At 72.4% G+C, this 25480-nt stretch carries 21 protein-coding genes and 1 tRNA gene; 13 read left to right on the forward strand and 9 right to left on the reverse strand.

Features of this window, described 5'->3' with window-relative positions; genetic code table 11:
* Positions 1–105 precede the first annotated feature (105 nt).
* The 3 genes from O0S08_RS15050 to O0S08_RS15060 form a co-directional block, all read right to left on the reverse strand.
* Positions 106–1725 (reverse strand): sensor histidine kinase, encoded by a 1620-nt coding sequence (locus tag O0S08_RS15050; protein WP_269039834.1) that lies wholly within the window; start codon positions 1723–1725, stop codon positions 106–108.
* A 165-nt stretch (positions 1726–1890) separates the two neighbouring features.
* On the reverse strand, positions 1891–2865 hold the full coding sequence (locus O0S08_RS15055) for an electron transfer flavoprotein subunit alpha/FixB family protein (RefSeq protein WP_269039835.1): 975 nt from the start codon (positions 2863–2865) through the stop codon (positions 1891–1893).
* A gap of 1 nt (position 2866) precedes the next feature.
* A complete protein-coding gene (locus O0S08_RS15060; protein WP_269039836.1) occupies positions 2867–3685 on the reverse strand; it encodes an electron transfer flavoprotein subunit beta/FixA family protein in 819 nt (272 codons plus the stop codon).
* A gap of 256 nt (positions 3686–3941) precedes the next feature.
* Here O0S08_RS15060 and O0S08_RS15065 point away from each other — a divergent pair, with 256 nt between their 5' ends.
* The 4 genes from O0S08_RS15065 (at position 3942) to O0S08_RS15080 (ending at position 7122) form a co-directional block, all read left to right on the forward strand.
* Positions 3942–4877, forward strand: coding sequence for a DsbA family protein (locus O0S08_RS15065; RefSeq protein ID WP_269039837.1), 936 nt, complete (start codon positions 3942–3944; stop codon positions 4875–4877).
* A 67-nt stretch (positions 4878–4944) separates the two neighbouring features.
* Positions 4945–5895: a homoserine kinase gene (locus O0S08_RS15070; RefSeq protein WP_269039838.1), complete on the forward strand. Its 951-nt coding sequence runs from the start codon at positions 4945–4947 to the stop codon at positions 5893–5895.
* Positions 5896–6109: 214 nt separating this feature from the next.
* Positions 6110–6598 carry a hypothetical protein gene (locus tag O0S08_RS15075; RefSeq protein ID WP_269039839.1) on the forward strand — a complete coding sequence of 163 codons (489 nt, stop codon included), beginning with the start codon at positions 6110–6112 and terminating at the stop codon, positions 6596–6598.
* A gap of 17 nt (positions 6599–6615) precedes the next feature.
* Positions 6616–7122, forward strand: coding sequence for a hypothetical protein (locus tag O0S08_RS15080; RefSeq protein ID WP_269039840.1), 507 nt, complete (start codon positions 6616–6618; stop codon positions 7120–7122).
* Between the two features lie 74 nt (positions 7123–7196).
* Here the strand turns inward: O0S08_RS15080 and O0S08_RS15085 are convergent, their stop codons facing one another.
* Both O0S08_RS15085 and O0S08_RS15090 read right to left on the reverse strand, forming a co-directional pair.
* On the reverse strand, positions 7197–7691 hold the full coding sequence (locus tag O0S08_RS15085; protein ID WP_269039841.1) for a hypothetical protein: 495 nt from the start codon (positions 7689–7691) through the stop codon (positions 7197–7199).
* A gap of 465 nt (positions 7692–8156) precedes the next feature.
* Positions 8157–9335 carry a DNA polymerase III subunit gene (locus O0S08_RS15090; RefSeq protein ID WP_269039842.1) on the reverse strand — a complete coding sequence of 393 codons (1179 nt, stop codon included), beginning with the start codon at positions 9333–9335 and terminating at the stop codon, positions 8157–8159.
* 116 nt (positions 9336–9451) lie between these two features.
* On the opposite strand from O0S08_RS15090, the gene O0S08_RS15095 reads away from it, so the two are divergent.
* Positions 9452–10153 carry a PspA/IM30 family protein gene (locus tag O0S08_RS15095; RefSeq protein ID WP_269039843.1) on the forward strand — a complete coding sequence of 234 codons (702 nt, stop codon included), beginning with the start codon at positions 9452–9454 and terminating at the stop codon, positions 10151–10153.
* A 57-nt stretch (positions 10154–10210) separates the two neighbouring features.
* Entirely contained in the window at positions 10211–11989 is a 1779-nt protein-coding gene (locus O0S08_RS15100) for a hypothetical protein (protein WP_269039844.1), read from the forward strand.
* A 347-nt stretch (positions 11990–12336) separates the two neighbouring features.
* On the opposite strand, the gene O0S08_RS15105 is transcribed toward O0S08_RS15100, so the two are convergent.
* Positions 12337–13116 (reverse strand): hypothetical protein, encoded by a 780-nt coding sequence (locus O0S08_RS15105; RefSeq protein ID WP_269039845.1) that lies wholly within the window; start codon positions 13114–13116, stop codon positions 12337–12339.
* A gap of 84 nt (positions 13117–13200) precedes the next feature.
* Between O0S08_RS15105 and O0S08_RS15110 the strand changes: the two genes are divergently transcribed.
* The gene (locus O0S08_RS15110; protein ID WP_269039846.1) at positions 13201–14361 is read left to right on the forward strand and encodes a DUF7305 domain-containing protein; all 1161 of its coding nucleotides are present in this window, start codon (positions 13201–13203) and stop codon (positions 14359–14361) included.
* Between the two features lie 170 nt (positions 14362–14531).
* Here the strand turns inward: O0S08_RS15110 and O0S08_RS15115 are convergent, their stop codons facing one another.
* Entirely contained in the window at positions 14532–16325 is a 1794-nt protein-coding gene (locus O0S08_RS15115) for a DUF2330 domain-containing protein (RefSeq protein ID WP_269039847.1), read from the reverse strand.
* Between the two features lie 291 nt (positions 16326–16616).
* On the opposite strand from O0S08_RS15115, the gene O0S08_RS15120 reads away from it, so the two are divergent.
* From O0S08_RS15120 to O0S08_RS15145, 6 genes are all read left to right on the forward strand, one after another.
* Positions 16617–16895, forward strand: a complete 279-nt coding sequence (locus O0S08_RS15120) for an integration host factor subunit alpha (protein ID WP_096333509.1) — start codon at positions 16617–16619, stop codon at positions 16893–16895.
* Between the two features lie 10 nt (positions 16896–16905).
* Positions 16906–17520, forward strand: a complete 615-nt coding sequence (locus O0S08_RS15125) for a MerR family transcriptional regulator (protein ID WP_269039848.1) — start codon at positions 16906–16908, stop codon at positions 17518–17520.
* A gap of 205 nt (positions 17521–17725) precedes the next feature.
* A tRNA-Pro gene (locus O0S08_RS15130) sits at positions 17726–17799 on the forward strand.
* Between the two features lie 122 nt (positions 17800–17921).
* Positions 17922–18731, forward strand: a complete 810-nt coding sequence (gene surE / locus O0S08_RS15135; RefSeq protein ID WP_269039849.1) for a 5'/3'-nucleotidase SurE — start codon at positions 17922–17924, stop codon at positions 18729–18731.
* Between the two features lie 28 nt (positions 18732–18759).
* The gene (locus tag O0S08_RS15140; protein ID WP_269039850.1) at positions 18760–19332 is read left to right on the forward strand and encodes an adenine phosphoribosyltransferase; all 573 of its coding nucleotides are present in this window, start codon (positions 18760–18762) and stop codon (positions 19330–19332) included.
* A 409-nt stretch (positions 19333–19741) separates the two neighbouring features.
* Positions 19742–20953: a patatin-like phospholipase family protein gene (locus O0S08_RS15145; protein WP_269039851.1), complete on the forward strand. Its 1212-nt coding sequence runs from the start codon at positions 19742–19744 to the stop codon at positions 20951–20953.
* Positions 20954–21121: 168 nt separating this feature from the next.
* Here the strand turns inward: O0S08_RS15145 and O0S08_RS15150 are convergent, their stop codons facing one another.
* The gene (locus O0S08_RS15150) at positions 21122–23116 is read right to left on the reverse strand and encodes a squalene/oxidosqualene cyclase (RefSeq protein ID WP_269039852.1); all 1995 of its coding nucleotides are present in this window, start codon (positions 23114–23116) and stop codon (positions 21122–21124) included.
* Positions 23117–23832: 716 nt separating this feature from the next.
* Positions 23833–24942, reverse strand: coding sequence for a HEAT repeat domain-containing protein (locus O0S08_RS15155; RefSeq protein WP_269039853.1), 1110 nt, complete (start codon positions 24940–24942; stop codon positions 23833–23835).
* Between the last annotated feature and the right edge of the window lie 538 nt (positions 24943–25480).

The following is a 25480-nucleotide window of genomic DNA, read 5'->3' on the forward strand; positions in this document are numbered from 1 at the left end:
CGGCGACGCGCGGCGCGGGGACGGATGACCCTTGGGTCATGTGCGAAGGGACAGCAGGCCTGGCGATCAGGAGAACTGTCTCGCGGGTCAGGTCGGGGCGGGCGCTCACGGGTCGACCTCTCCGCTCTGGGACGAGCTGCGCGGGCTCCAGAACCGCTGGCTGGCGCGGACGGCCTCCTCGGTCATGTCGATCGAGGCCGGCTTGCGCGGGGGGGTCAGCGGGAGCGAGAGGGTGAAGGTGGAGCCGCGGCCGAGGGTCGAGGTGACCTCGAGCGAGCCGGAGTGGTGGTTGGCGATGCTGCGGGCGATCGCCAGGCCGAGGCCGGTGCCCTTCTTGCGCTGGGCGAGGTTGCCGACCTGGCGGTACTCCTGGAAGATCTTGTCGATGTCCTCGGGGGCGATGCCGATGCCGGTGTCGGCCACGCGGATCAGCACGCGCCCGGGCAGCGGCTCGAACGTGGCCGAGATGATGATCGAGCCCTTCTCGGTGAACTTGGTGGCGTTCGACAGCAGGTTGTTGAGGATCTGGCAGATCCGCCGGCGGTCGCACACGAGCCGCGGGAGGTCGCCGGGCACCTCGGTGCGCAGCTCGAGGCCGGCCTCGTGCACCAGCGGCCGGTGCTGCCGCCACACCTCGTCGATCATGTCGGCCGGATCCTCGGAGGCGAAGTACAGCCGCAGCTCGCCCGACTCGATCATCGAGATGTCGAGGATGTCGTTGATGAGGCCGAGCAGCTGCATGCCGCTGGTGCGGATCAGGCGGATGTCCTCGCGCTGCTCGTCGGACAGCGGGGTCGACAGGCCCTCGAGCAGCAGCTGCGAGAAGCCGCAGATCGAGTTGAGCGGGGTCCGCAGCTCGTGGCTGACCGCGGCCAGGAACTCGGCCTTGGCCTCGGCGGCCTCGCGCGTCTGCAGCAGGGTCTCCTTGTAGAGGCGGTGCTCGCCGACGAGGTCGCGGCGCAGGCGCTCGAGCTCGCCCTGCAAGGCGCCGAAGCGGTCGACGCGGGTGACGACGAGCGGGCGGCTGCCGGCGGCGGTGTCGATGTTGACGCGGTCGAGCCGACGCGCGAGCGAGAGGACCTCGCCGCCGGTGTCGCGGGCGAACAGCTTGCCTGCGCGCGAGAACAGGGCGGTGAGCACGGCGAGGCCGAAGGCGGGCCACAGCTCGCGCGAGGTGGCCGCGGGCGCGGCGGTGGCGAGGATCCGTCCCATCGCCAGGAGGCCCGCCGAGCTGACTGCGCTGGCGAACAGCGAGCACCAGGCGGCGTGCGCAGTCTGGTGCTCGTCGCGGCCGGCCGGCCCAGGGTTGCCGCCGAGGTGCTGATAGCCGGCCATACACGCCGGCGCGAGCGCCAGCGCGACGCCCCACACGGCCGCCAGCACCGGTCCGAGCGAGGGCACCAGCTCCGGGACGCTGGTGGCCTGCAGAACGCTGCCCCACAGCAGCGGGACGGCGACCACCAGCGCGGCCGGCGGGGCGATGATGAAGGCCCGCACCGCGTCGCGCCCGGCGATCTCGACGGTACCTGTCCTCGTGGACAGGTAGACGGCGACCACCTGGACCAGCGCGACCAGACCGCCGACCACGGCGGTGGTGCGTCGCAGCGGCTCGTCGGTCATCCACGCCAGAGCGACCTGGGAGACGGCGAGCAGGACGATGCCGGCGATCAGGGCGATCGCGAGGGCGTACACGGTCTGCCGCCGCGATGCGGTCTGGCTGCCCATTGCTGCGGGCCGCGAGCGTAACATCCTTCGCACCGCGGCCGGGCGCAGGGCCGCGGCGCGGCAGCAGCAGGGACCCAACGGCCGCGGCCTCGGCCCTCACCCGCAGGGGTGAGGGGGCGAGGCCGCGCCGGTCGGACGACGATGCTCGGGGCGAACGCGCAGCGCTCAGGCCGCGCCCTTGCGGGCCTTGATCAGCTCGATGAGCCGCGGGACCGCCTCTTCCCACTTGGCGACCAGGCCGTAGTCGGCGACCTGGAAGATCGGGGCCTCGGCGTCCTTGTTGATGGCCACGATCGTCTTCGAGCCCTTCATGCCGGCGAGGTGCTGGATCGCGCCCGAGATCGCCACGGCGAAGTAGAGCTCCGGGGCGACGATCTTGCCGGTCTGACCGACCTGCAGGTCGGCGGGGACCATGCCGGCGTCGGTCGCCGCCCGGCTGGCGCCCAGAGCGCCGCCGAGCAGGTCGGTGAGCTGCTCGAGGATCTTGAAGTTGGCGCCCTCGCGCATGCCGCGGCCGCCGGACACGATGACCTTGGCCTCGGTGAGCTGCGGGCGCGACGACTCGGTCTTCTGCACGCCCTTGACGGCGGCGCCGCGGGTGTTGACGGCGGCGGCGGCGACGGCCTGGACGGGCGCGGCGCCGGCGGGCTGGGCGGGCTCGAACTCGGTGCCGCGCGCGGTGAAGAAGAACGTGCCGGCGTTGACCTTCTGGTCCTGGAGGGCGCGGCCGGCCGAGACCGGGCGGACGAAGGTGTCGCCCGACTTGACCTTGACGACCTCGGAGACGAGCGGCGCGTCGAGGATGGCGGCGGCGCGGGGCAGGGCGTCGCGCAGGGTCGACGAGGCGGTGCCGCCGATCACGCTGGCGCCGAGAGTGCGCGCGGCGTGGACGATGGCGTCGGCCCACGCCTCGGCCGTGAACGGCTCGAGCGCCGGCGCGGCCAGGGTGTGCACGGCGGCCGCGCCGTAGCCGGCGGTGGCGATCGCCTGGGCGGCGGCGTCGGGCTGGGCGCCGAGCACCAGCAGGTGCAGCGGCTTGCCGGTGGCGCGGGCGATCTCGGCCGCGCAGGTGATGCCGGGCAGGCAGTGCGGGCGCAGCTGGCCGCCGGCGGTTTCGAGGATGACGAGGACCTTGCTCATGTTAGATGACCTTCGCTTCCTTCGTGAGCTTCTCGAACAGCTCCTCGACGGTCTTGACCTTCTGACCCGCCTTGCGCGCCGGCGGAGCGGCGACGCCGACGACCTGCTCGTTGTTGCCGACGGCGACGCCGAGGTCGGACGGCTTCAGCACGGCGACCGGCTTGCGCTTGGCCATGGTGATGCCCTTGAGCGAGGCGAGCCGCGGGCCCTCCTGGTAGGCGTGGGTCGCCGGGGTCGAGCCGTTCTTGACGCTCTTCGGCAGGACGATGCGGAGGTCGACCGAGACGACCGCGGGCAGCGGGACGCGCTTGACCTCGACGCCGTCGTCGACCTCGCGGCCGACGGTCAGCGCCTTGCCCGCCTGGTCCCACTCGACGGTGGCGGCGAAGCTGGCCTGCGGGACGTCGAGGAGCCCGGCGACGCGCTGCGGCACCTGGCCGCCCTCGTTGTCCTGCGACAGCTTGCCGGCGATGAGGAGGTCACAGGCCTCCTTCTTGAACACGGCGGCGATCAGCTTGGACACGGTGGCGGTGTCGAGCTTGTCCGGGTCGGCGTCGACGATGACGCCGCGGTCGGCGCCCATCGCCAGGAACTGCGTGAGCTGCTGGCGCTGGCTCTCGGGGCCGATCCCGAGGACGATCACCTCGGCCAGCCGCTGCGTGCCGCCGACGACCTCGGCGAGGCGGAGGGCGGTCTCGATGGCGTACTCGTCGAAGGCGTTCGGGACCCACTTCGAGGCAGAGTAGTCGAGCCCGCCGCCCGCGAATTTCAGGCTCTCGTCGGGATCCGGGATCCGCTTGACACAGACCAAAATCTTCAAAAGGGACTCCTCCTGCGCGAGGCTGTATCGCCCGGGCTGGGAACCGTGTCAATGCGTCCGTACGAGTGAGTTTTTCCCCGAATGTGGAGCTTTCTCCGCGGTCATCCGCCGCAGCCGCGGTGTCCGGACAAAAGGCCGCGGCGGTCGGGGACGCTTGCGAGGCCGCGAGGCGTGCGTTAGCGTTGCGCGGCCAATTCTGCCGGACGCTGCGACCTTGCGGCGAACTCGCCGGCTGCGCCCGCCAGGATCGTCCGCGATGACCCGCTCCAAGTGCTCGCTCGCACCGCTGCTCCTCATCCTCTCGGCCTGTAGCCCCGCTTGCACCTCGGTGCCGGAGGCCGGTGCCCCCGAGAACAAGGGCGGGCCGGTCGCCGCGACCACCAAGGCCGAGGCGCCGCCGAGCGAGGTCACGCCGCCGCCCGGCGGCGAGATCACCGAAGCCAAGGGCGTCGACCTGTCGCGCCTGTCGGAGCCGCAGAAGACCAGCTTCTTCCAGCTCATCAACAGCGAGCCGTCGGCCTGCGGCAAGCCGCACAGCCTGGCCGTGTCGCTGCGCGACGACGCCGCCTGCCGCGACTCGCTCAGCGTGTCGCAGTTCATCGCCGACGCGCTGGCCTCGGGCGCCTCGCCGAGCGACATCAAGGCCAACATGGAGTACGTCGTCGGCGCGCTGCAGCCGCGCAAGATCGACATCGAGGGCCGCCCGGTCTACGGCAACGAGCGCGCGCCGGTGACGGTGGTGGTGTTCGCCGACTTCGAGTGCCCGCACTGCCGCGCCGAGGCGCCGGTGCTGCGCCAGGCGATCGACCAGTTCCGCGGCCGCGCCAAGCTGGTGTTCAAGCACTTCCCGCTGTCGGCCCACCCGCGGGCCAAGGTCGCCGCGATCGCCACGGTCGCCGCCCAGTCCCAGGGCAAGTTCTGGGAGATGCACGACATCGTGTTCGAGAACCAGACGGCCCTCTCCGACGCCGACATCCGCAAGTACGCGCAGAAGATCGGCCTCGACATGAAGCAGTTCGACGCCGACTTCGCCGCGCTCAAGGGCAAGGACCTGGTCGAGGCCGACCGCGCCGAGGGCGAGAAGCTCGAGATCACGGGCACCCCGGCGGTGTTCGTCAACGGCCGTTACTTCAACGAGTACATGTTCGGCGGCACGGTGGTCGGCTGGATCGACGACGCCCTGCGGCGCTGAGGCGAGCGGGGCGCCGGCCCGACCCGCGGCTTGACTTCGCACGGATCCTGAGCCTGACTCTTTGGACATGTCACGACCGCGACCATGGATCGAGGCGTTCGCGCCCGCGACGGTGTCGAACCTCGGGCCCGGCTTCGACTGCCTCGGCCTGGCGCTGCGGGGGCCCGGGGACCGCGTGCGCGCCCGTCGGGGCGAGCAGCCGGGCGTCGTGATCAGCAAGGTCGAGGGCGACGGCGGCAAGCTGCCGCGCACGGCCGACAAGAACACCGCCGGGGTCGCGGTCGCCGAGCTGCTGCGGCGCTTCGCGCCCGACGCCGGGGTCGAGCTCGAGGTCTACAAGGGCCTGCCGCTCGGCAGCGGCCTCGGATCGTCGGGTGCGAGCGCCTGCGCGGCGCTGGTGGCGGCCGACGCGGCGCTCGGCCTCGGGCTGCAGCCGACGCAGTTGGTCGACCTGGCCCGCGAGGGCGAGCGGGTCGCCTGCGGCGCGGCGCACCCGGACAACGTGGCGCCGGCGATCCTCGGCGGCGTGGTGCTCATCCCGCAGCTCGACCCGCTGCGCCTCATCACCCTGCCGAGCCCCGCCGACCTGTGGCTGGCGGTGTACACCCCGGGCTGCTCGGTCAGCACCGCCGAGGCCCGCGCGGTGCTGCCGGCCCAGGTGCCGCTCCAGGCCACCGTGCAGCAGGCCAGCCGGCTCGGGCTCCTGGTCCACGCGCTCCACTGCGGCGATCTCTCGCTGCTCGGCGAGGCGATCGTCGACGAGCTGGTCGAGCCCTGCCGCGCCCGCCTGATCCCCGGGTACCTCGACGCCAAGGCCGCCTGCTGTGAGGCCGGCGCCCTGGCCTGCAGCATCAGCGGCTCCGGCCCCACCACCTTCGCCCTGGCCGGCTCGCGCGGCCGCGCGGAGGCCATGCTCGCCATCCTCGAGGAGTGCTTCACCCTCGCCGGCGTGCCCGGCTCGGGCCTCGTCGATCAGGTCGGTCCCGGTGCGCGCGTGGTCTCGACGCTGCTGCACTGACATGTCCGCACGGGCATGTCTTGATGGTCATGTCGTGTAGGTCCTGTCGTCCAAGGCAGGACCGACGGCGCTGTCGGGATGATTTGTTTACGCCGTTCGCGTTTGACGCCGACGGCGGGCGTCTGTAGTTTGCCGCTCGTATGGCGCCGGCTCCGCCGGCCGGTGTCGACCCGCGATGCGTGTACGGCTCGAACGATTGCGCCCGGCCCGGTCCGTGTGGCTGTGGCTCAGCTTCCAGCGCTACGCGCTGCTCCTGGCGCTCGTCGCCGCGTCGCCGCTGGCGCTGACCTGGTGGCAGATGCCCGCAGCCTGGTGGGCCTGGTCGCTGGCGGCCGTGGTCGCGCTGCGCATCGGCGCGGTCGCGGTCGCGGTCGGCGGTCGGTGGCCGCGGAAGCTCCGGGCGCTGCGCGTGGCGACGCGACGCATCGAGCTCGGTCGCTTCGCGCCGGCGGACGTGCGCCGCTACTGCGGTGACCCGTGCTTCCGCGTGGTCGCCCGCGAGGCGCTGCGCCGGGCCGGGGTCCCCGCCGCGGAGGCCCGGCGGCTCGTCCGGGCCTACGCTCGCGAGCTGCGGATCGAGGCCTCCGAGCTCGTCGTCGTCGATCACGTCGGCGGGCAGATCCGCCGCGTCTCGGCCGGGCAGTCGACCGTCCTCTCGCTGCCGCCGCCTCCCGCTTCCGTCCTGTCACCTGACCACCCGTAGAAAGCGAAACACCCCCCATGAACATGCCGATGACCCAGCCGCAACCACCCCAGGGCCGACCGCTGTCGCCCGCCGCCCAGAAGATGCTCGCCGAGGTCGAGCTGCTGCCCGGGGAGGTGCTCCACTATTCGATCCAGGGCGACGGCTTTTTCCTGGGCTCCAACCCCCTCGTCAAGGCCGCCGCGGTCCTCAGTTCCTTTCTCACGACGATCACGGGCGGCCATATCCGGGTGTTCCTGTTCGTCACCAACATGCGGATCTTGCTGCTCGAGTCGCGGCAAGCGTTCTGCGGGTTCGCGCGGATCCGCAAGTTCAACGCGATCGCCCTCGCCTCGCTGGCGGAGGCCGGCAGCGGCAAGGAGACGCAGTGGTGCTGCATCCACACGCGCACGATCCACATCGAGTCGAAGACGCAGCGCTACACGATCGTGATCAAGCACCTCGACGACCGGGCGCTGCGAGAGTTCGTGCAGACCATGAGCACGGTCATGCTCGGCAACGCCTACGCGCGCACGACCACGTGAGCGCGCCGCGCGTGATGTGACTCCGAGGTCATGTCCTGCAGAGCATGTCCTTTGCGGCATGCTCGAACGGGCAGTCAGAAGGCGAGGCCGAGCCCGAGGCCGGCCCCGCGCGGCAGGGCGATCGGGCCGGCGGCCCGCAGCTCGACGCGGGCGGTCTGGCGGGCCTGCTTGAGCTTGTGCAGGCGGACCTGGCTGACCGGCCAGAGGATCGCCCCGGGCACGGCGAGGCTGAGGCCGGCGGTCAGCACGAGGGCGCCGCCGATGACGTCGACGTCGTTGTCGCGCTCGGCGGCGAGCAGGACGATGGCGAGGCCGGCGGCGCTCAGACCCAGGCCGGCGATGGAGAGGCCGATGCCGGCGCCGAGGCGGCGGCGGTAACGGGCACGGGCGAACTCGTAAAAGCCCTGACCGTCGCGGCGCTCGCTCTGGTAGTCGGTCCACACCCGCTCGAGATCGAGGCCGGTGCGGGCCTGGAGATCGCCGTAGACGACCGCCTCGTCGGCGGGCGCCGGCCCGGCGGGGGCGGCGAGCAGGAGGCTGGTGAAGACCCAGGCGAGGCTCGGCGACACACGGCCAGCGTACGCGAAGTCGGAGGAGGCCGCGCGACGCAGGCGGCCGCCGCTGAAACAGCGCTCGTGGAGTGAACTTCAGGGGCGGGGGCGACGGCCGGGTTCGCGCCGGACCGGCCGCGGACGCCGCCGAAGCCGGTGCTACCTCCAAAAGATGCCCAGGGGTGTCTGCGGGTCGGCGTGTCGTCTGCTTGCCCCGGGCGCCCGCTGCCGGGCGGGACCGCCGGCGAGTCCATCACGAGAACCGATGACATGTCCTTTCAGTCATGTCATCTCCGTCGCCGGTCTCGGGCGAGGCGGGTGCAAGCGCCTGGCCGAACGCAGAGGTCGCGCCGACGCGACGACGAGTGCGACTGCGGCTACGAACGGGGAGGCGCCGGGTCGGACGCCGGGCCTGACGCACTTCAGGACATGCCGTATGGGGCATGTCCCGAGGAGCATGCCCCTTCATGCATGTCGCAGCGGCTAGGTCCCGGAGAGCAGGGCGCTCTGCTCGAGCAGGCCCTGCTCGAGCATCAGGCGGACGTTGCCCATGCGCTCGATGCGGGCGCCGAGGCGCTGCAGGGCGGTGATGGCGGCGACCAGAGTGGCGGGGGCGACGGCCGGGGGCGGGGGCAGGCCGGGCAGGCCGGGGCGGCCGCGCAGCTGCTCGCGGACGTGGAGGATCCACAGCTCGACCAGGCGGCGCACGGCGGCCCGCTGCAGCGCGGGCGCGTCCTTCTTGCTCGCGCCGGCGGCCTTGTCGCCGTCGTCGCCGGCCTTGGCCGCCTTCTTGGCGGTCTTCTTCTTCTTCGCGCCGGGGGCCTCCGGCTCGGCCTCGGCGGGGCTGTCCTCGGGGACAGCTTCGCTCGGGGCGGTGGCGGCGGCCCAGGCCTGCCACAGCGGGTGGACGTCGCCGCCGAAGATCGCCGGCGGGCCGGCGCGCACGGCGGAGATGGCCTGCTTGACCAGCTCGAGGCTGCGCGCCAGCGACGGGTCGGAGGCCAGCTCGAGGGCCACGCCGGCGCTGCCCTCGGCGAGCAGCACCGCCATGTCGAAGCGCTCGGGCGGCGCGTCGGCGGCGCGGGCGTGGACGATGCTGCGGACGACGTCGTCGTCGAGGCGGCCGAGGCGGACCGGCAGCGAGCGGCTGAGGATCGTCGGCAGCACGCCCTGCAGGTTGGTGGTGAGCAGGGCGAAGTGGACCCCGGGGCGCGGCTCCTCGATGGTCTTGAGCAGGGCGTTGCCGGCGGCCTCGCCGAGGGCGTCGGCCGGGTCGACGACGACGAGGTAGGCGCGGCCCTCGTAGGGGGCGTGGGTCTGGCGGACGTGGCAGGCGCGGGCGGCGTCGACGGAGATCAGGCCGGCCTTGCTGTCGGGCACCAGCCAGTCGACGTCGGGGTGGTTGCCGGCGAGCACGCGCTGGCAGGTGGGGCAGGCGCCGCAGCCGAGGCCGGGGCGCTGCGGGCACAGGAGGGCGCAGCCGAGGCCGCGGGCGAAGGTCGCCTTGCCGACGCCGCGCGGGCCGACCAGCACGAGCGCGTGGTGCAGCTGGCCGCGGCCGAGCGCGCGCACCACGGCCGCCTGCGCCTGCGCGTGGCCGAGGACTCCGACGAGGCGCGAGCCGGGCTCGGCTCCGGGCGAAGGTGGAGGGTCGCCTGCCATCCGCGCGGCCTTGATAGGCGGTTACGCGGGCGGTTGCAAGGTCGGACGCGACAGGCGACGGCCCGCGCGCTAGACTGGGGCGACCGAAGGCGGGCGAGGCGCCCGCGAGGACGCGCATGTCGGAGAAACCGGGGCTGTTCCGCCGCCTGAAGAAGGCCATCCAGAGCACGCTGAACGACGCGGTCGAGGCCGTGTCCGACCCGGGCCAGGAGGTGGCCCTGATGCTCGACGACCTGGCCGAGAACATCCGCAAGTCGGAGCTCGACCTCAAGCAGTCGATCGTCGACCAGAAGATGATGGAGAAGAAGCTCGAGCAGCTGACGCGCGACGAGGCCGCGTGGCAGCGGCGGGCCGAGCAGGCGATCACGATCGGCGACGAGACGCTGGCCCGCGCGGCGCTGCAGCGCAAGGGCGAGCTCACGCAGGAGCGCCAGGCCACCGACGAGGCGCTGGTCCAGCAGCGCAAGCTGGTCGAGGACCTGCGCCAGGGCATCACCGACGCCAAGTCCAAGCTCAAGGCGCTGAACCTCCGCCGCGGCACCCTGATGGCCCAGGCCCGGGCCAGCAAGCAGAGCGGCGGCACCAGCACGATCCCCGGCGACGCCGGCGCGGGCGCCCGCATGGACGCGATCGAGAACAAGATCGCCCGCCTCGAGGCCCTCAACGAGGTCAGCGCCGAGGACATGGACGGCCGGATCCAGGAGGCCCAGATCGACGCCCAGCTGAACGGCCTCGGCGCCAAGAACGACCTCGACGACGCGCTGGCGGCCCTCAAGGCCAAGATGCAGGCCAAGCAGCTCGAAGAGGGCAAGAAGTAGGCGGTCCTCTCGGGCATGCCCGAACGGCCAGGTGTGATCGGGCAGGTCCCAAGGGGCATGTCCCCGAAGACATGCCCGCCCGGCGGGGCGGCCCTGCTGGCCGCGCTGGCGCTGCTGCTCCTGGCCGCGTTCCCCTACGCCGAGGCGACCCGCAACGCCAACGAGCGCCCGCGCCTGCTGCAGGCGGCCTCGCTGGTCGAGCGCGGCTCGTGGCGGATCGACGGCCTCGGCCTCGACCCCGGGCCCGACGTGGCCCGCGCGCCGTCGGGGGCGCTCTATCCCAACAAGCCGCCGGGGACCACGGTCGTGGCGGCGCTCGGCTACGCGATCGCGGGGGCGAGCGGGGGCGAGGGTGGCGCGGGCGACGTGTCCAAAGGGGCAGGCTCGCGCGATGGGTCCGGCGCGATCGCGGGCGGCAGGGATGGCCCGTCCAAGGCGCCGGGCGCTGGCGACGGGAGCGGCAGCGTTGCGGGCGGCGCGGACGGGGTGTCCAAAGAGACAGGTGCCCGCGACGTGGGCGGGGTGTCCAAAGAGACAGGTGCGCGCGGACCGACGCTGCGCGCGGTGACCTGGTGGGCGCGGCTCCTGGCCGGGGTGGCGCCGACTCTGGTGCTGTGCGGGCTGCTGTGGCGCTCGCTGGCGCCAGCGTACGGGGCGCGGGCGGCGGCCCTGGCGATCGGGCTGTACGCCCTGGCGACCCCGGCTGCCGCCTACGCGCACCTGCTCTACGGGCATCAGCTGGCGGCGTGCCTGCTGTGGGCGGGGCTGCTGGCGCTGGTGCGGGCGCGCGAGCAGACGCGGCCCGGTCTGGCGGCGCTCGGCGGGGTGCTGGCCGGGGCGGCGGTGCTGGTCGAGTACACCGCTGCGTTCGCCGGGCTGGCGGCGGCAGGGCTGGTGTTCGGGCTGCTGCGCGCGCGTGCGTGGGCGACTGCGGCGGCGGCGGCCGGCGGGGCGGCGGTGCCGGCGGGTCTGCTGCTGGCGTACCACGCGGCGGTGTTCGGCGGGCCGCTGAAGACGGGGTATCACCACAGCGCGACGGCGGAGTTCGCCGAGAAGCACGGCGAGGGCCTGCTCGGGCTGGTCGGGCCCAGCTGGCGCGCGATCGAGACGCACGCGCTGTCGCTGGCGTCCGGCTTGACCGGGTGGGCGCCGCTGTGGCCGCTGGCGGTGTGGGGGCTGTGGCAGCTGGCCCGGGGGACATGGGGAAAAGAACATGTCCTGAGGGGCAGGGTCGAGCTGGCGGCGTTCGCCGCCGTGCTGCTGGCGTGCGTGAGCCTCAACTTCGAGGGCGGCTGGCGGGTCGGGCCGCGCTACCTGGTGGTGGCGCTGCCGGCCCTGGCGCTCGGGTGGGCGGCCGTGGCGGCGCGCGCGCTGGCCGGGCCGCCGCGCGGGTGGGCGGCCATCCTGGGTCTGGGCGCGGCGGCGGCGCTGGCGAGCTGGTCGCTGATCGTCAACGGCCTGGCGGCCAACCTGTGGCCGCACTTCGACCTGACGAACGTGAATCAACCGGTCCCCGAGGTCCTGCTGCCGCTGTGGCGCGCCGGCTTCGCGCCCTACACGCTGACGGGGCTGCTCGGGCTGCCCGGGCTCGGGATCGGCTGGATCGTGGGGGCAGGGCTGCTCGGCCTGCTCGCGCTGGCGACGCCGCGTTCGCTCGGCCTGCGCGGAAGGATCGCGGTGCTCGTGGGGGCGCTCGTCGGCCTCGGGCTGGTGGCCGCGACGCAGGCGCTGCCGCCCCACCCGCGCGCGGCGGCGAACCTGCGCTACATCCAGAAGGTGTGGGAGCCGCAACGCCCGGGCGAGCCGGCGCCGAGCCGGCGGTTCTCGCTGCCCTGAAGGACATGTCGTGAGCGACATGTCTCATCGGGAAGCTATCGGCGCGCGCGGACGCGGACGGCGCCGAGGTCGGGGCGGCGGCGGTCGTCGAGGGTGAGGCTCGCGGGGACGAGGTCGAGCTCGGTCGACTCGATCGCGCGCCGCGTGCCGACCGTGCGGGTGCCTCGAGCCTGCCGAGGAACAGGTTGGCCATGACCTCGCCGCCGAGGTGCTGGACCAGCCGCGTAGGCGTCCTGCCCGCGGCCAGCAGGCCGATCAGGCCCACGCGGGTGTCATGTCCTGGTCGGTGAATCGCAGGGGCTGCAGCCGAGAGTGACGATGCCCTGGAACTCGTCCACGAGCGGCAGTCACGGGCGATGAATCGCTCGCAGATCACGAAGACCACGAACGAGCCGTGACGTCATCGTGGCATTCATCTCTCGATGCGAATCGTAAATAAGTATTCGAAGTGCCGATAATGAGGAATAGCTCGATGTGATGATCGAGGAAATACCTCGGCGGACATTCGGAGGTCCGCTCCATGTGGCAGGTGCGGCGGTGCTGGCGCGCGCGGCCTCGGAATCGAGCTCGTGTCGGGCCCGATCCTCCTCGGAGTCTGCCGATTGGACCGAGAGCAGGGAAAGATCGTGTTTTCCCCGGGAGAGATTCGCCTGGTGATGACGGTGTGTCAGGCGGGCGGCGCGCGAGTTCCTCGCGGGCAGGCGCGTCTGCAGGTGGGTCCTGCGATTGCAGCATTCACACGACCACGTGTCGCAGGCGCGGGCGATACGCGTACGTTGCGACGAGGACAGGTCCGCTGGCGCGTGGCCGGCGTCGTCGATACGCTGCGGAGATATGGCGAGACGCGGTGCGAGGTTGTTGGTGGCGATGGTGATGGTGGCCTGCGGCGAGTCCGGCGGGGACAGCGGCGGGACTGGGACGGGGCTCAGCGCCGGGACGACGATGACGGGCCCGACCGGCGCGCCGACCGGGACGGACAGCACGGGCACGGAGGTGCCGACGACGGGGACGACGGTCAGCGGCGGGGTCAGCGATTCGACCGGGACGTCGACCACGGGGCCGAGCACGGGCGAGCCGGGGACGTCGACGACGAGCACGAGCGCGGGCACGAGCACGAGCGTGGGCACGACGACGACCGGCGGCGAGACGACGGGGAGACGACGAGCGGGACCACCGGCGCGGTCGACTTCTGCGCGGGCGAGGGCGGGATCTTGCTGCCGGGCGACGAGGTGACGTGCACCGGCGACCTCGGCAAGAAGACGTTCTTGTTCGCGATCTGCTCGTGCAGCGGCCTGACCGCCAACAACAGCCTGAAGACCGATTCGTTCGACAGCAACGACCCGAACATGGTGCCGATGGACGGCGGGTCGGTCGGGGTCAACGGGCCGTACAGCGCGGCGTCCATGGTCGACATCGGCGGGTCGCTGTGGGTGGACGGGAAGATCCAGACGTTCAACACCCACGAGGTCGCGCAGCAGCTGAAGTGCAGCGACGACCTCACGGCGGGCTCGGCGTCGCACGTGGCCGACGACCTGTTCACCGAGGGCAACCTGTTCGCGCAGAACATGACCCTGACGATCGACGGCGACCTGCACATCCCGCCGAACAAGACCAACAACGGGGCGAAGGTGCTGGGGGCGACGATCAAGGAGCAGGTCGACGTCAAGACGCCGTGCGACTGCCAGGACCTGATCGACGTGCCGAAGATCGTCGGCGGGTTCATGCAGGACAACGACAACGACGCGCTGCCGATCGCGCCCGACGAGCTGGTCGGGCTGCCGCAGCCGAAGTCGGTCGAGCTGCCGTGCGGCCGCTACTTCTTCACGGCGATCGACAGCAACAGCAGCCTCGACATCACCCTGACCGGCCGCACGGTGATCGCCATCGCCGGCGACGTGCAGAACGCGGGGGCGTTCCACATCACTCTCGGGCCCGAGGCGGAGCTCGACCTGTTCATCGCCGGCAACGCCAATTTTAATAATGCGGCGACGATCGGCGACCCGAAGCGGCCGGCGGCGACGCGGATCTACGTCGGCGGGTCGTTCAAGTTCGCCAGCAACTTCACTCTCGGGGCCAACCTTTACCAGCCCAACGCGGTGTTCACCGCCAACAACATGTCGGAGATCTGGGGCGCGCTGTTCGTCGGCGGGCTGCAGCTGGCGAGCCCGCTGGTGGTCCACTACGACCAGGCGATCCTCGACCTCGACGGCTGCGACCCGCCCGACCAGGGCTGCGGCGACTGCCACGATTGCGCCAATCCGACCCCCGCCTGCACCGGTGACGGCACCTGCGGGCCGTGCATGGTCGACGACGACTGCTGCCCGCCGCTCGTGTGCGACGCGGGCGTTTGCAAGGCGATCATCCCGCAGTAAGCGTGTGGGGCGCGGAGGCGCGGGCGGTGGTTCGGCGACGCAGGGCGAGGCGTCGCGCGGGGATCGGCCTGTCCGCAAGGACAGGAGGCGTCCACGAGCGGCGAGGGCCGCGAGTGTGGGCGGGGAGCGCACGGCGATTGGTATGTCCGAAGGGACAGGCAGCATGTCCTTCAGACCCGGCGGCGGCGCGGGCGGACGGCGGCGAGGCCGAGCAGGGCGAGCAGCGAGGGGAGGGTCGGGGCGGTGCCGCGGCCGTCGCAGGCGCAGCCGCTGCCCTCGGCGCCGCCGACGTAGTTCGGGCTGCTGTCGCTCTCGGTCGAGTAGATGGTGGTGCCGGTGCTGTCGCTGCCGCCGGAGGGGTCGGGGCCGCTGGTGGGGCCGCCGGTGTCGCTGGTGGTGGGCGCGCCGGTGGTGCCGGACGGGGGCGGCGGCGGGTGCTGCTGGTTCCAGTCGGCCAGCAGCTGGTCGATGAGCGGGGTGTTGTCGACGAGCGGCTGGGGCATGCCGTCCATGACCATCTGGTCGACGTCCTCCTCCCACGGCATCTCGTCCTGGAACTGCGGCCACGGGTCGCCGAAGTTCATGTTGACCTGGCGGCCGTCGGGCAGGGTGACGACGGCGAAGTCCTCGCAGGAGATGTCGCGCTGGGCGATCCGGACGTTCGGGACGTCGGGGAGCTCGGGGTTCAGGAGGAACAGCGGGTCTTCGGTCATCTCGTTGGGCGAGATGGTGGTGTAGAGGCGCGTGAGGTACGGCCAGGTCTCGACCAGCGACTTGGCGTGCTCGGCCGGCTCGATCACGCGGGCCAGCAGATCCTTGGCGAAGCCGCTGCCGTCACCCCACGCCCCGAGGTCGATGTCGGCCTCGAAGCAGCTGAGACAGCTGTAGAACTGCTCGGGCGAGAGGCCGTTCGGCACCGGCAAGTAGGTGGCGAGCAGGCCCTCGACCAGCGGGTGGTTGAACTGACAGAAGAACTCGTCGCTGCAGTCGGTCAGGCCCTGCTGGTTGAGCTGGGTCATGACGTCGACCGCGGCCAGGCCGGTGAAGGGGTCGGCGTTCCAGGTGGACGAGTAGAAGTTGAGGGGCGAGAGGACGCTGCTGTCGCCGGCGAACTCGGTGACGAAGGCGTGGCCCTCGGCCATGAAGGCGTCGACGGCGAGGCTGACGACCTCCTTGTAATTGCCGCCGAAGTTGAGCCAGTCGATCTTGAGCGGATTGACGAGGACGTGGCGGTAGTTGGTGGGGATCGCCCGGCCGTCGCCGAGGCTGAAGGCGCGGATGTCCATGTCGTCGACCGCGGCGATCCGGGTCAGGCGGATCGGGACGCAGCCCTCGGGCTCGGCGAAGTTCAGGACGATCGGGTGGATGCTCTTGAGGCCCTCGCCGTTGTTGAGCTTGAAGGCGACGACGCTCTGGCCCTCGTCGAGGTACTCCTGAAGGATCGGCTCGGCGTTGGGGTCCTGCTGGTAGCCGTTGTCGCCCAGCCACTGCATGATGTCGCCGGCGTTCATGCCCGCGAGGACGACGACCTCGAAGGCGCCGACGGTCTCGATCTTCTTGACGTCGACGCCGGTGTCGGTGCCGCCCTCGGTGCCGTCGCCGGTGAAGGAGCCGCCGGAGGTGGTCGCCGGGAAGCCGCCGCTGTCGTCGCCGCAGAACTCGAAGCTGTCCTGCAGGCCGTAGGTCGGGACGGTGGCGTTCAGCAGCTCCTGGAACAGCAGCTCGCTGCCGACCGAGAAGGTGGGCACCTCGGGCAGCGGGATCAGCCAGGCGAATTGTTGGGCGTTGGTGTCAGGGTCGTAATTGATCTGGATGTGGACCTCGACCTGACCCTGGTCGATGACGAAGAGGATGTTCTCGCCGGTCTGGTCGACCGGCATGGCGTTGGGCCCAGGCTCGCAGACGGTGCCGCCGCAGGCGTCCGCCCGGCTCGGCGGCAGCGCGGACAGCAAAAGAGCGGTCAAAGGTAGGGCATAGGCGCAAGTCGATCGCAACATCGCCGCGATCGTCGCCCGTGGTCGCTGCCGGCGCAACCCTGCGGAGCGACGTTCTGCGAGGCTTCGCGGCGGCGGTTCACTCGTGAACAGGACGTCCCGGACGGGGGAGCGAGTCGCGCTTGCAAGGACGACTGCTCGTGCTCGGTGTGTGATGCTGCAAACAAGCGCGGCAGTTGAGTTTTTCACCCGCCCGGAGCTAGGTCCAAGGCGCGGCCGCCGGGCTTGCGCGGCGCCGAGTTTTTGCCAAAGATCCGCGCGATGACGAAGGCGGACATCATCGAGCGCGTATGCGAAGAAGTCGGCGGCTTCTCCAAGAAGGAGGCCGCCGACGTTGTCGAGGTGGTGTTCGAGCTGATGAAGAACACGCTCGCCGAGGGCGAGAAGATCAAGATCTCGGGGTTCGGCAACTTCGTCGTCCGCGCCAAGAACCCGCGTCCGGGCCGCAACCCGCAGACGGGCGTGCAGATCACGATCGACGCCCGCAGGGTGCTGACGTTCAAGCCGAGCAACGTGCTGAAGGCCGCGCTCAACGCGTAGCGAGACGGCGATGAGCGGCGCAGACGAGGACGCGGGACAGACGAGCCGGCGCAAGGCGGCGAGCGAGAGCGGCGCGAGCGAGGCCCCGGCCAAGCCGCGCGCGCGCGGGCGGACGAAGAAGGTCAGCGCGGCGGCGGGGCCCGACCTCGGGTCCGACAAGCTGTACTTCAAGATCGGCGAGGTGGCGCAGATCGTCGGTGTGCCGGCCTACGTGCTCCGCTACTGGGAGACCGAGTTCAAGGTGATCCGCCCGCAGAAGTCGCGGACGCAGCAGCGGGTCTACCGGCGCCGCGACGTCGAGACGCTGCTGAAGATCAAGCACCTGCTGTACGCGAAGAAGTTCACGATCGCCGGGGCGCGCCAGCAGCTGCGCCTCGGCGGCGACGCGGTCGAGATGGCGCCGCCCGCGAGCAGCTACCTGGCGTCGCAGTCGCTGGCGGCGCTGCGCGAGTCGCTCGACGAGATGATCGCGTGGGTCGAGAACGCCGAGACGATGGCGAGCACCGCCGCCGACCCGGTCGAGTTCATCCGCACACACGGCGGCGCCCGGGCCCTGATCGACGAGGCCGCGGCCGCGGGCGAGGCGCAGCCGCTGCTGCAGCGCACCGGCCGCGAGCCGCTGTGAGAGCCCCGCTCACGGCGGGCGGTGGGCGCCAAGGCGCCGAGGACGGCGCGTCCGCGGGCCCGGGAGGGCATCCGGAGCGCCCGGCGTGCGAGCGTCCGCCCGGGCGATCCGCGTCGGCCGGCGCGCTTCGTGAGTTTGCCGGCCGAGCCGGTGCGGCAGGGGGCTTGCCGGCGCGGGGCAAAGCACGTATACCGGCGCTCCGTTTCGGGGCGTAGCGCAGCCTGGTAGCGCACTAGACTGGGGGTCTAGGGGTCGGAGGTTCGAATCCTCTCGCCCCGACAAACGAGAAGAGCCGACAGGTTTCCCCTGCCGGCTCTTATTTTTTTGCGGTCTGTTCGCGGCGGGCGCTCGCGGGCTTTTCGCGGCCGGGCCGCCGGCTCGTCTGTGCTACAAGGCGCGGCGTGTCGCAAAGGCCGCTGATCCTGGTCACCAACGACGACGGCATCCTCGCGCCCGGGATCCTGGCCCTGGCCGAGGCGGTGGCGCCGCTCGGCGACGTGGTGGTGTGCGCGCCGGAGACCGAGCGCAGCGGCTCGTCGCACGCGATCACCCTCCACTCGCACCTGCGCGTCGACGAGGTCCGCCCGGGTTGGCACCGGGTCAACGGGACGCCGGTCGACTGCGTGTACCTGGCGTCGCTGCACCTGTGCGAGCGCCGGCCGGCCCTGGTCGTGTCGGGGGTCAACCCGGGCTATAACCTCGGCTCCGACGTGTTTTACTCGGGGACGGTCGGGGGCGCCGCCGAGGGCTTCATCCGCGGGGCGTCGGCGATGGCGGTGTCGGTCCACGCGCGCGAGTCGCCGCGGGTGGCGATCCCGGTGGTGCGGACGCTGGCCCGCATGCTGCTGGCCCAGCCGTCGCTCAGCCTGCTGAACGTCAACATCCCGTGGATCTCCCACAGCGCGCCGCCGCCGGAGGGGCCGCCGGAGGTGCTGGCGGAGGGGCTGCCGATCGTGGTCACGCGGCTGGGCGCGCGGCCCTACGTCGAGCAGGTCGAGCGGCGCCAGGACCCGCGCGGGATGGCCTACTTCTGGATCGGCGGGCCGCCCCGCGACGCCGGCGAACACGAGGGCGAGGACACCTGGGCGGTCAAGCGCGGCTTCGTGTCGGTGACCCCGCTGGTCCTCGACATCACGGCGCCCGATCTGTCACCGTGGCAGGCGATGCTCTCCGGCACGACCGTGCAGGTCGATCCGCAGAGCGAGCAGTAGAGCGAAGCGAGCAGTGAGGACCGAGACGATGCGCGAGAGCCTCGATTTTCGCATGTCCGAGTCGGAGCGCGCGGCGGCGCTGCGCGACGTCGGCAGCCTGATCCGCGGGGTGCCCGACTTCCCGTCGCCGGGGATCCTGTTCCGCGACATCACCCCGGTGCTGCGCGACCCGGGGGCGATGGCCGCGGCCCTGCGCCTCCACCTCGACGCGGTCGCCGACCTCGCCGGCTCGATCGACCGCATCGTCGGCGTCGAGTCGCGCGGGTTCCTGTTCGGCATGCCGATCGCCCACGCGCTCGGGGTCGGCTTCGTGCCCGCGCGCAAGCCCGGCAAGCTGCCCGCGGCCACTGTGACGCAGTCCTACGCGCTCGAGTACGGCGAGGGCACGCTGCACATGCACGCCGACGCGATCGACGCCGGCGACCGGGTGCTGCTGGTCGACGACCTGCTGGCCACCGGCGGGACCGCCAGCGCGGCGGCCCGGCTGGTCCAGCGCCTCGGCGGCGAGGTGGTCGCCAGCCTGTTCCTCATCGAGCTGCCGTTCCTGAAGGGGCGCGAGCGCCTGGCGCCGCTGCGGGTCGAGGCGCTGCTGCCCTTCTGAGCAGGTCCCGAGGGGCATGCTCTCGAGGGCATGCGCGAAAGGGCATGTGCGAAAGGGCATGTCCGTGAGCGCAGGCGATCCGTCTCGCCGCGGCGGGCCGTCCCTGTCCGCAGCTCGGCGGCAGCGACGCGCCCGAGGTGCAGGATGCGATGTTCGCGACCGGCGACCGGGGGCGCTGGCGTGGGGCCGCTGTCGCGGCCGGTCCGACCAGGAGACGCTCTGGTGCCATGCTGCGACGGGCGATGGCGGGGCGGCCGACTCGGGGCTCGCGGGCGCGCGGCGTGGGTGACGGCGATCGCACGCTGCGAGGGCTGACCCGCGGCAGGTGCCATACTGGGCGGTCGGGTGCGTCGCGGACGACGCCGGCGACGGGCTCGCAGCGGCCCATTCGGAGCAGACGGTCATGCCCTTGCCCAAGCCACCTCACACCGCGCTCGTGCTGTCGGCGGGCGGCGTGCGGGGCGCGTACCAGGTCGGGGTGCTCGACGGGCTGGTCGAGGTGCTCGGGCTGCGCGGGGCGAAGGGGCCGCCGATCTTCAGCATCTTCGCCGGGACGTCGGTCGGTGCGCTCAACGCCGCGTACCTGGCCGCCAACGCGCACCACGCCGATCACCGCGTCGCCGGGCTGGTGGACGTGTGGCAGCGGCTCGAGCTGCGCGACACCCTGCGCTTCACGCCGCTGTCGCTGTGGGGCTGGCCGTTCTGGCACCTGCCGGGGCGCTACGCGAAGTACGACAGCCGGATGTCGCCGTACGTGGGGCGCTCGCTGTTCGACCCGCGCCCGACCGAGCGCTTGCTGGGGCGCGTGATCGCGTGGGACCGGCTGCACGCGAACATCGACGCGTCGGTGGTCCGCGCGCTGACGATCGCGGCGCTCGACGTGTGCGACGGGCGGACGACGCTGTTCGCCGAGCTGGCGCCGGGGGTCACGCTGCGCCCGTGCCACACGCACCGGCGCACGCTGCTGAAGCCGATCGACGCCCAGCGGGTGCTGGCCTCGTCGGCGCTGCCGCTGGTGTACCCGGCGCGCAACATCGAGGGGCGCTACTACATGGACGGGGCGGTCCGCTTCGGCACGCCGATCGGCCCGGCGCTGCGGGCCGGGGCCGACCGGGTGATGGTCATCTCGCTGCTCGAGCGCTCGCCGGCGCCGGTGCCGATGGACGCGCCCGACTACCCCGGCTTCTTGTTCATGCTGGGCAAGCTCTGCAGCGCGCTGCTGCTCGACCCGGTCTCGCACGACATCGACAACCTGCTGCGCATCAACGAGATGTTCGAGGCGATCGACGAGGCGCTCGGCGCGGCGGAATTCAAGGCGGTGACGGAGCGCCTCGACGCGGCCGGCGACCTGCCGTACCGCCGGGTGCCCACTCTTGTGTTCAGGCCGAGCGAGGACATCGCGGCGCTCACCGCGGACTTCATCCGCCGCGACCTCGTCCGCTCGGGGATCGGACCGATCCGGCAGCTGCTCATCCGCGGCGTCAGCCGCTCTCACATCGCCCGGACGACGGAGCTGGCGTCGATCCTGCTGCTCGACGGGAGCCTGGCGACGCGGCTCATCGCGCTCGGCCGCCACGACGCTTTCGCGGCGAAGGACCGGATCCTCGAGTTCTTCGGGTGAGCCGCGGTGGTGCGGGACGAGCCGCGTCAGCCGGACACAGCTCAGGTGGGGAAGAACTCGGGCGTGCTCATCGAGAATGTTCGTGAGGACATGCTCGATCGAGCATGTCCTCATGAACATGGACGGCAGCGGCGCCCCACGCAGGCGGCGGGGCGAGCCGCAGCCGATTCACTCAGCGGCGCGGCCGAGGCGGCGGGCCAGGGCCCAGGCGGGGAAGATCTGGCGGTAGAGGTCGTAGTCGAGGACGGCAGTGTTGAAAAAGACGCCGCTGGCCCGCTCGCGCGGCCAGCTGCCGTCGGGCTGCTGGCGGGACTGCAGGTAGGCGATGGCGCGCTCGATCGCGGGCGCCTCTTCACCTGTCTCGGCGGCCATGAGCGTGAGGACAGCCCAGGCGGTCTGCGCGACCAGGCTCGGCTCGTGCGGCGGGAGCTGGACGTCGCGGCCGTCGAGCAGGCCCTCGAAGCTCTCGCCCCAGCCGCCGTCGGGTCGCTGGCGGCGGACCAGCCAGGCGACGGCGCGGCGGATCGCGGGGTGGTGGCGGGGGAGGCCGGCGGCGAGCAGGGCGTGGACGGCGAAGAAGCTGCCGTAGGTGAAGTTGATGCCCCAGAAGCCGAGCCAGCCGCCGTCGGGGTGCTGGGCGCCGAGGAGGAAGGCGACGCCGCGCTCGATGGCGGCGTCGACGTCGGCGAGGAGGCCGGGCGGGACGGCGTCGCCGAGGCGGGTGCGCGCGAGGGCGAGGCCGCGGACGCAGCTGGCGGTGCACTCGGTGTACGAGTACTCGAGCATGCAATTGCCGTAGATCTCGGCCGGGTTGAAGTGCTTGAGGACGAGGCTGCCGCGGCGCGGCTCGTAGGAGCCGAACCCGCCGTCCTCGTTCTGGCGGCGCAGGACGAACCGGATGGCGGCGAGCTGGCGCTCGCGCGGGAGCGGCTCGGCGAGCCGGTGATCGGCGCAGTGGATCAGGGCCTCGAGCGCCTCGGCGGTGCAGTCGCTGACGGGCCACGGGTGGCGCTCGTCGGCGAAGCCCCAGCCGCCGTCGGCGGGCTCGCGGTAGTGCTCGGCGCCGCCGGGGATGTCGCCGCGGATCTGCGCGGTCGCCAGCCAGGCGGCGGCGTCGCGGCCGAGCACCTGGCCGACGGGGCTGGTCGGGCCCTCGCACAGCGCCTGCAACAGGAAGGAGGTGTCCCAGATGTCGCTGCGGGCGCCGCAGATCCGCGCGCCGTCGACGTCGTCCTCCCAGAACCAGTACTCGAGGCCGCGGAAGGCAAGGTCTTGCTCGGGGTGGCGCGGGTCGTGGTGGTGCAGGGCGAGGTTGAACAGCAGGCCGTTGACGGGGCTGAGGCAGACGTGGCCGGTGCTGCGCAGCTCGAACAGGACGTGCTCGATGGCGCGGGCGAGGGCCTTCTTGCGCACGAGGCCGGGGGCGACGCGGTCGAGCGCCCGCATGGCGGCGAAGGCGGCGCGCAGGCCGGCACCTGGCGCTTCGTACAGATCGGTGGCAGCGATGTCGTCGCGGTGGGCGCGGAACGGGGCGCGGTCGTAGCCGCCGTCGTAGAGCTCGTCGCGGATGGCCCGAAGGACAGGTGAATCGGGGGCCTGGACGCGGGCGCCGTAGAGGTAGCTGAGCCCGAGGTAGATCAGGCGCATGTGGCAGTAGAGGCGGCGCGGGTGGACCGGCGCCGCGTCGGGCAACAGCCACATCTCGGGCAGGATCGGCTGGACGCACTGCCACGGGTAGAGGCCGAGGAGGGCCAGCCAGATCCGCCCCCACGTCGGGTTCTTCGTCACGCCGCCGTGGGCCCGGATCCACCGCAGCGCGCCGGCGGCCAGCGGGTCGTCCGGCGGGTAGTCGAGCAGGCGCAGGGCGACGTAGCCGAGCGTGGTGTGGAACAGCCAGCTCTCGCTGTCGGGGTGCATGCCCCAGCCGCCGTCGTCCCGCACTTGCCGCTCGAGCGCGAGGCGGATCCGCTGCCGTCGCACCGGGGCGATCGGCCGCCCGAGGACGTGACACGCGATCACGTACTGGCACACGAGCATCGGGTTCCAGATCACCTCGCCGCCGACTGCGCCCTTCTTCGCCTGCACGCCGCGGAGGTGCTGCAAGGCCCGCTCGTAGGCGTGGGCGAGGTCGCTGCGGGGATCGGAGACGGTGGCCGGGGTCACGAGGGGAGGGTGGCAAAGCGAGCGGCCAAGCGGTGTGCGCTGGATCGCAGGGCGCTCGGGCGAGCGCTCGGCTGCAGCAAGCGGCGAAGATGCTGCCGTCGACGGGGGCGCCGGCGTCGGTGGAGTGCGGCTCGTCGATGGACAGCGCGACCGTGGGCTCGAGCGCGGCGGACTGTGGGTGTGCACGTTCCTTGGGCGCGGTCATGGACCGCCGGATCCCCCGAGGTGAACCCGGACCCCTGAGACTCGGGCTGGAGCGCGAAGCGGATCCGTCCGCGGCAGCAGTCGGGCTCGAGGAAGTCGGTGGCGCAGGTCCAGGTCTGGCCCGAGCGGCGGAAGTCGTGCGAGTCGGCCGGCGGCGCTGCCAGCAGGCGGTGCAGCCCTCGTCGCAGTCGGGCCCGTCCGGGACGACCGAGAGCGTGTTCGCGCTGGCCTCGAGCGGAGCGCCGGTGCTGGACTGCTGAGGTCGAGGCGGCGACTGCCGGTCTGCCGGACGAGCCGGCCAGATCCGTGGCGACATCGGCTATGATCTTTAAGACATGTTCATAAGAACACGGCATTAAAGCCATGTTTTCATGGGCATGTCCTTGAAGGCGAGCTGGCGGGCGGCGACGGCCTCCCGGACGGGGGGCGACTGCGGGCGAGCTCGTCGACGGGCCGTGCGGAGCAGGACCTGGACGGGGTGCCCGCAGGGTCGTAAGGACATGTCGAAAAGGCTATGTCTTTTTGGGCATGTCCTTGAGGGCGAGCAGGGCGAGGGCGGCGCGGGCGTCGGCGACGGCCTCCTGGACGGCGGGGCGGCGGCTGCGGGCGAGCTCGTCGAACAGCGGCTGGCCGGTCTGCGGGGCCATGCGGAGCAGGGCGTAGGCGGCGCGGACGCGCATGACTGCGGGGGTGAGCCAGCCGCGGGCGATCTTCAGGGCCTGCGGGACGGCGGCTGGCGGGGCGGCGGGGCCGAGCGCGGCGAGGGCCTCGAGGGCGCGGCCGCGATCGTCCGAGCGCTGCAGGGCGAGCAGCAGGGGCGGGCCGCCGCGCGGGTCGCGGGCGGCGGCGAGGCCGAGCGCGGCGGCGAAGACGAGGTCGGCGGCGGCGCCGGGATCGGCGACCACGGCGGCGAGGCGGGCGCAGGCCTCGGGGCCGGGCGGGTCGAGCTCGGCGAGCGCGTGGACGAGGGCGAGGCGGACGTGCGGGTGCGACTCGCCGTCGAGGGCGGCGCACAGGGCCGGCTCGGCGGCGCGACCGGCGAGCTCGACGAGGCCGCCCGCGGCCTGGAACCGCAGGTCGGGCGCAGGGGCGCGGAGAGCGGCGGTGATCCGCGCGAGCGCGGCCTCATAGGTGACTCGGGACAGGTCGCTCGGGACATGTCCCGGAGGACGCAGGGGATGCGGCGCGGCCGGCGGGGCCTCGGCGAGGCGCGGGCCCTCGTGCTCGTCGGGCTTGAGGAGGTGCTCGGGGGCCGCGGCGAGGCCGAGGAGGACGCAGGTGATGGCGGCGCACTCGCGCAGGTAGCCGGCGTCGGGCCCGGGATCGGCGTCGCGCAGCCAGGGGTCGATGCGGGCGATGACGTCGGGCTCGCCGAGCTGACCGAGGCCGGTCGCGGCCATGGCCCGGATCGCCACGAGGGGATCCTCGAGCGCGGCGGTCAGGGCCGCGACCACGGCTTGGCCGCGCGGGTGGCCGCCGGCGAGGTGCAGCGCGGGCGGCGGATCGCCCAGCTCCGCCAGCAGGGCCGCCGCCAGGTGACGCACCGCGACGCTCCGCGACGTCGGGTCGGGCGAACGCGCGTCGCGCAGGGCAGCCTCGAGGGTGATGGGGAGCGACGGCATGGATTGGAAGGTGCGGTCAGGCCGGCTCAGGCGCCGGGAAGCGCGAAGAGCGGCGCGAGCAGGTCAGAAGGCGGGACGAGGCGGATCGGGCTGTCCTTGCGGACAGGCACGAGGACGAGGGGACGTGGCGGGCGAGCGGCGGAGCGGGCTGTCCTGGCGGACATGGGGCGAGGTCGGTCGTCCGGCGAGGGGGCGGGCTGTCCGTCGGGACAGGCATGAGGACGACGGCGTCGTGCGGGGCGAGCGGACAAGGGGCTGTCTTTGAGGACAGGCGGTGAGAGCGTCGTCCGAGCAGGGACGGAGCGGGCTGACCGCCGGGACAGACTGGACAGCCGGGGCGAGCGAACCGTGTGGGCTGGCCTTGAGGACAGGTGTGAAGGCGCGGAGGGGGCTGACCGTCGGGACAGGCGTGAGGACGACGGCGTCGTGCGGGGCGAGCGGGCGAGGGGCTGTCTTTGAGGACAGGCGGTGAGAGCGTCGTCCGAGCAGGGACGGAGCGCCGGGACAGACTGGACGGCCGGGGCGAGCGAACCGTGTG

Origin of the sequence: Nannocystis punicea, from assembly GCF_026965555.1 — a bacterium.
Classification (GTDB): domain Bacteria; phylum Myxococcota_A; class Polyangia; order Nannocystales; family Nannocystaceae; genus Nannocystis; species Nannocystis punicea.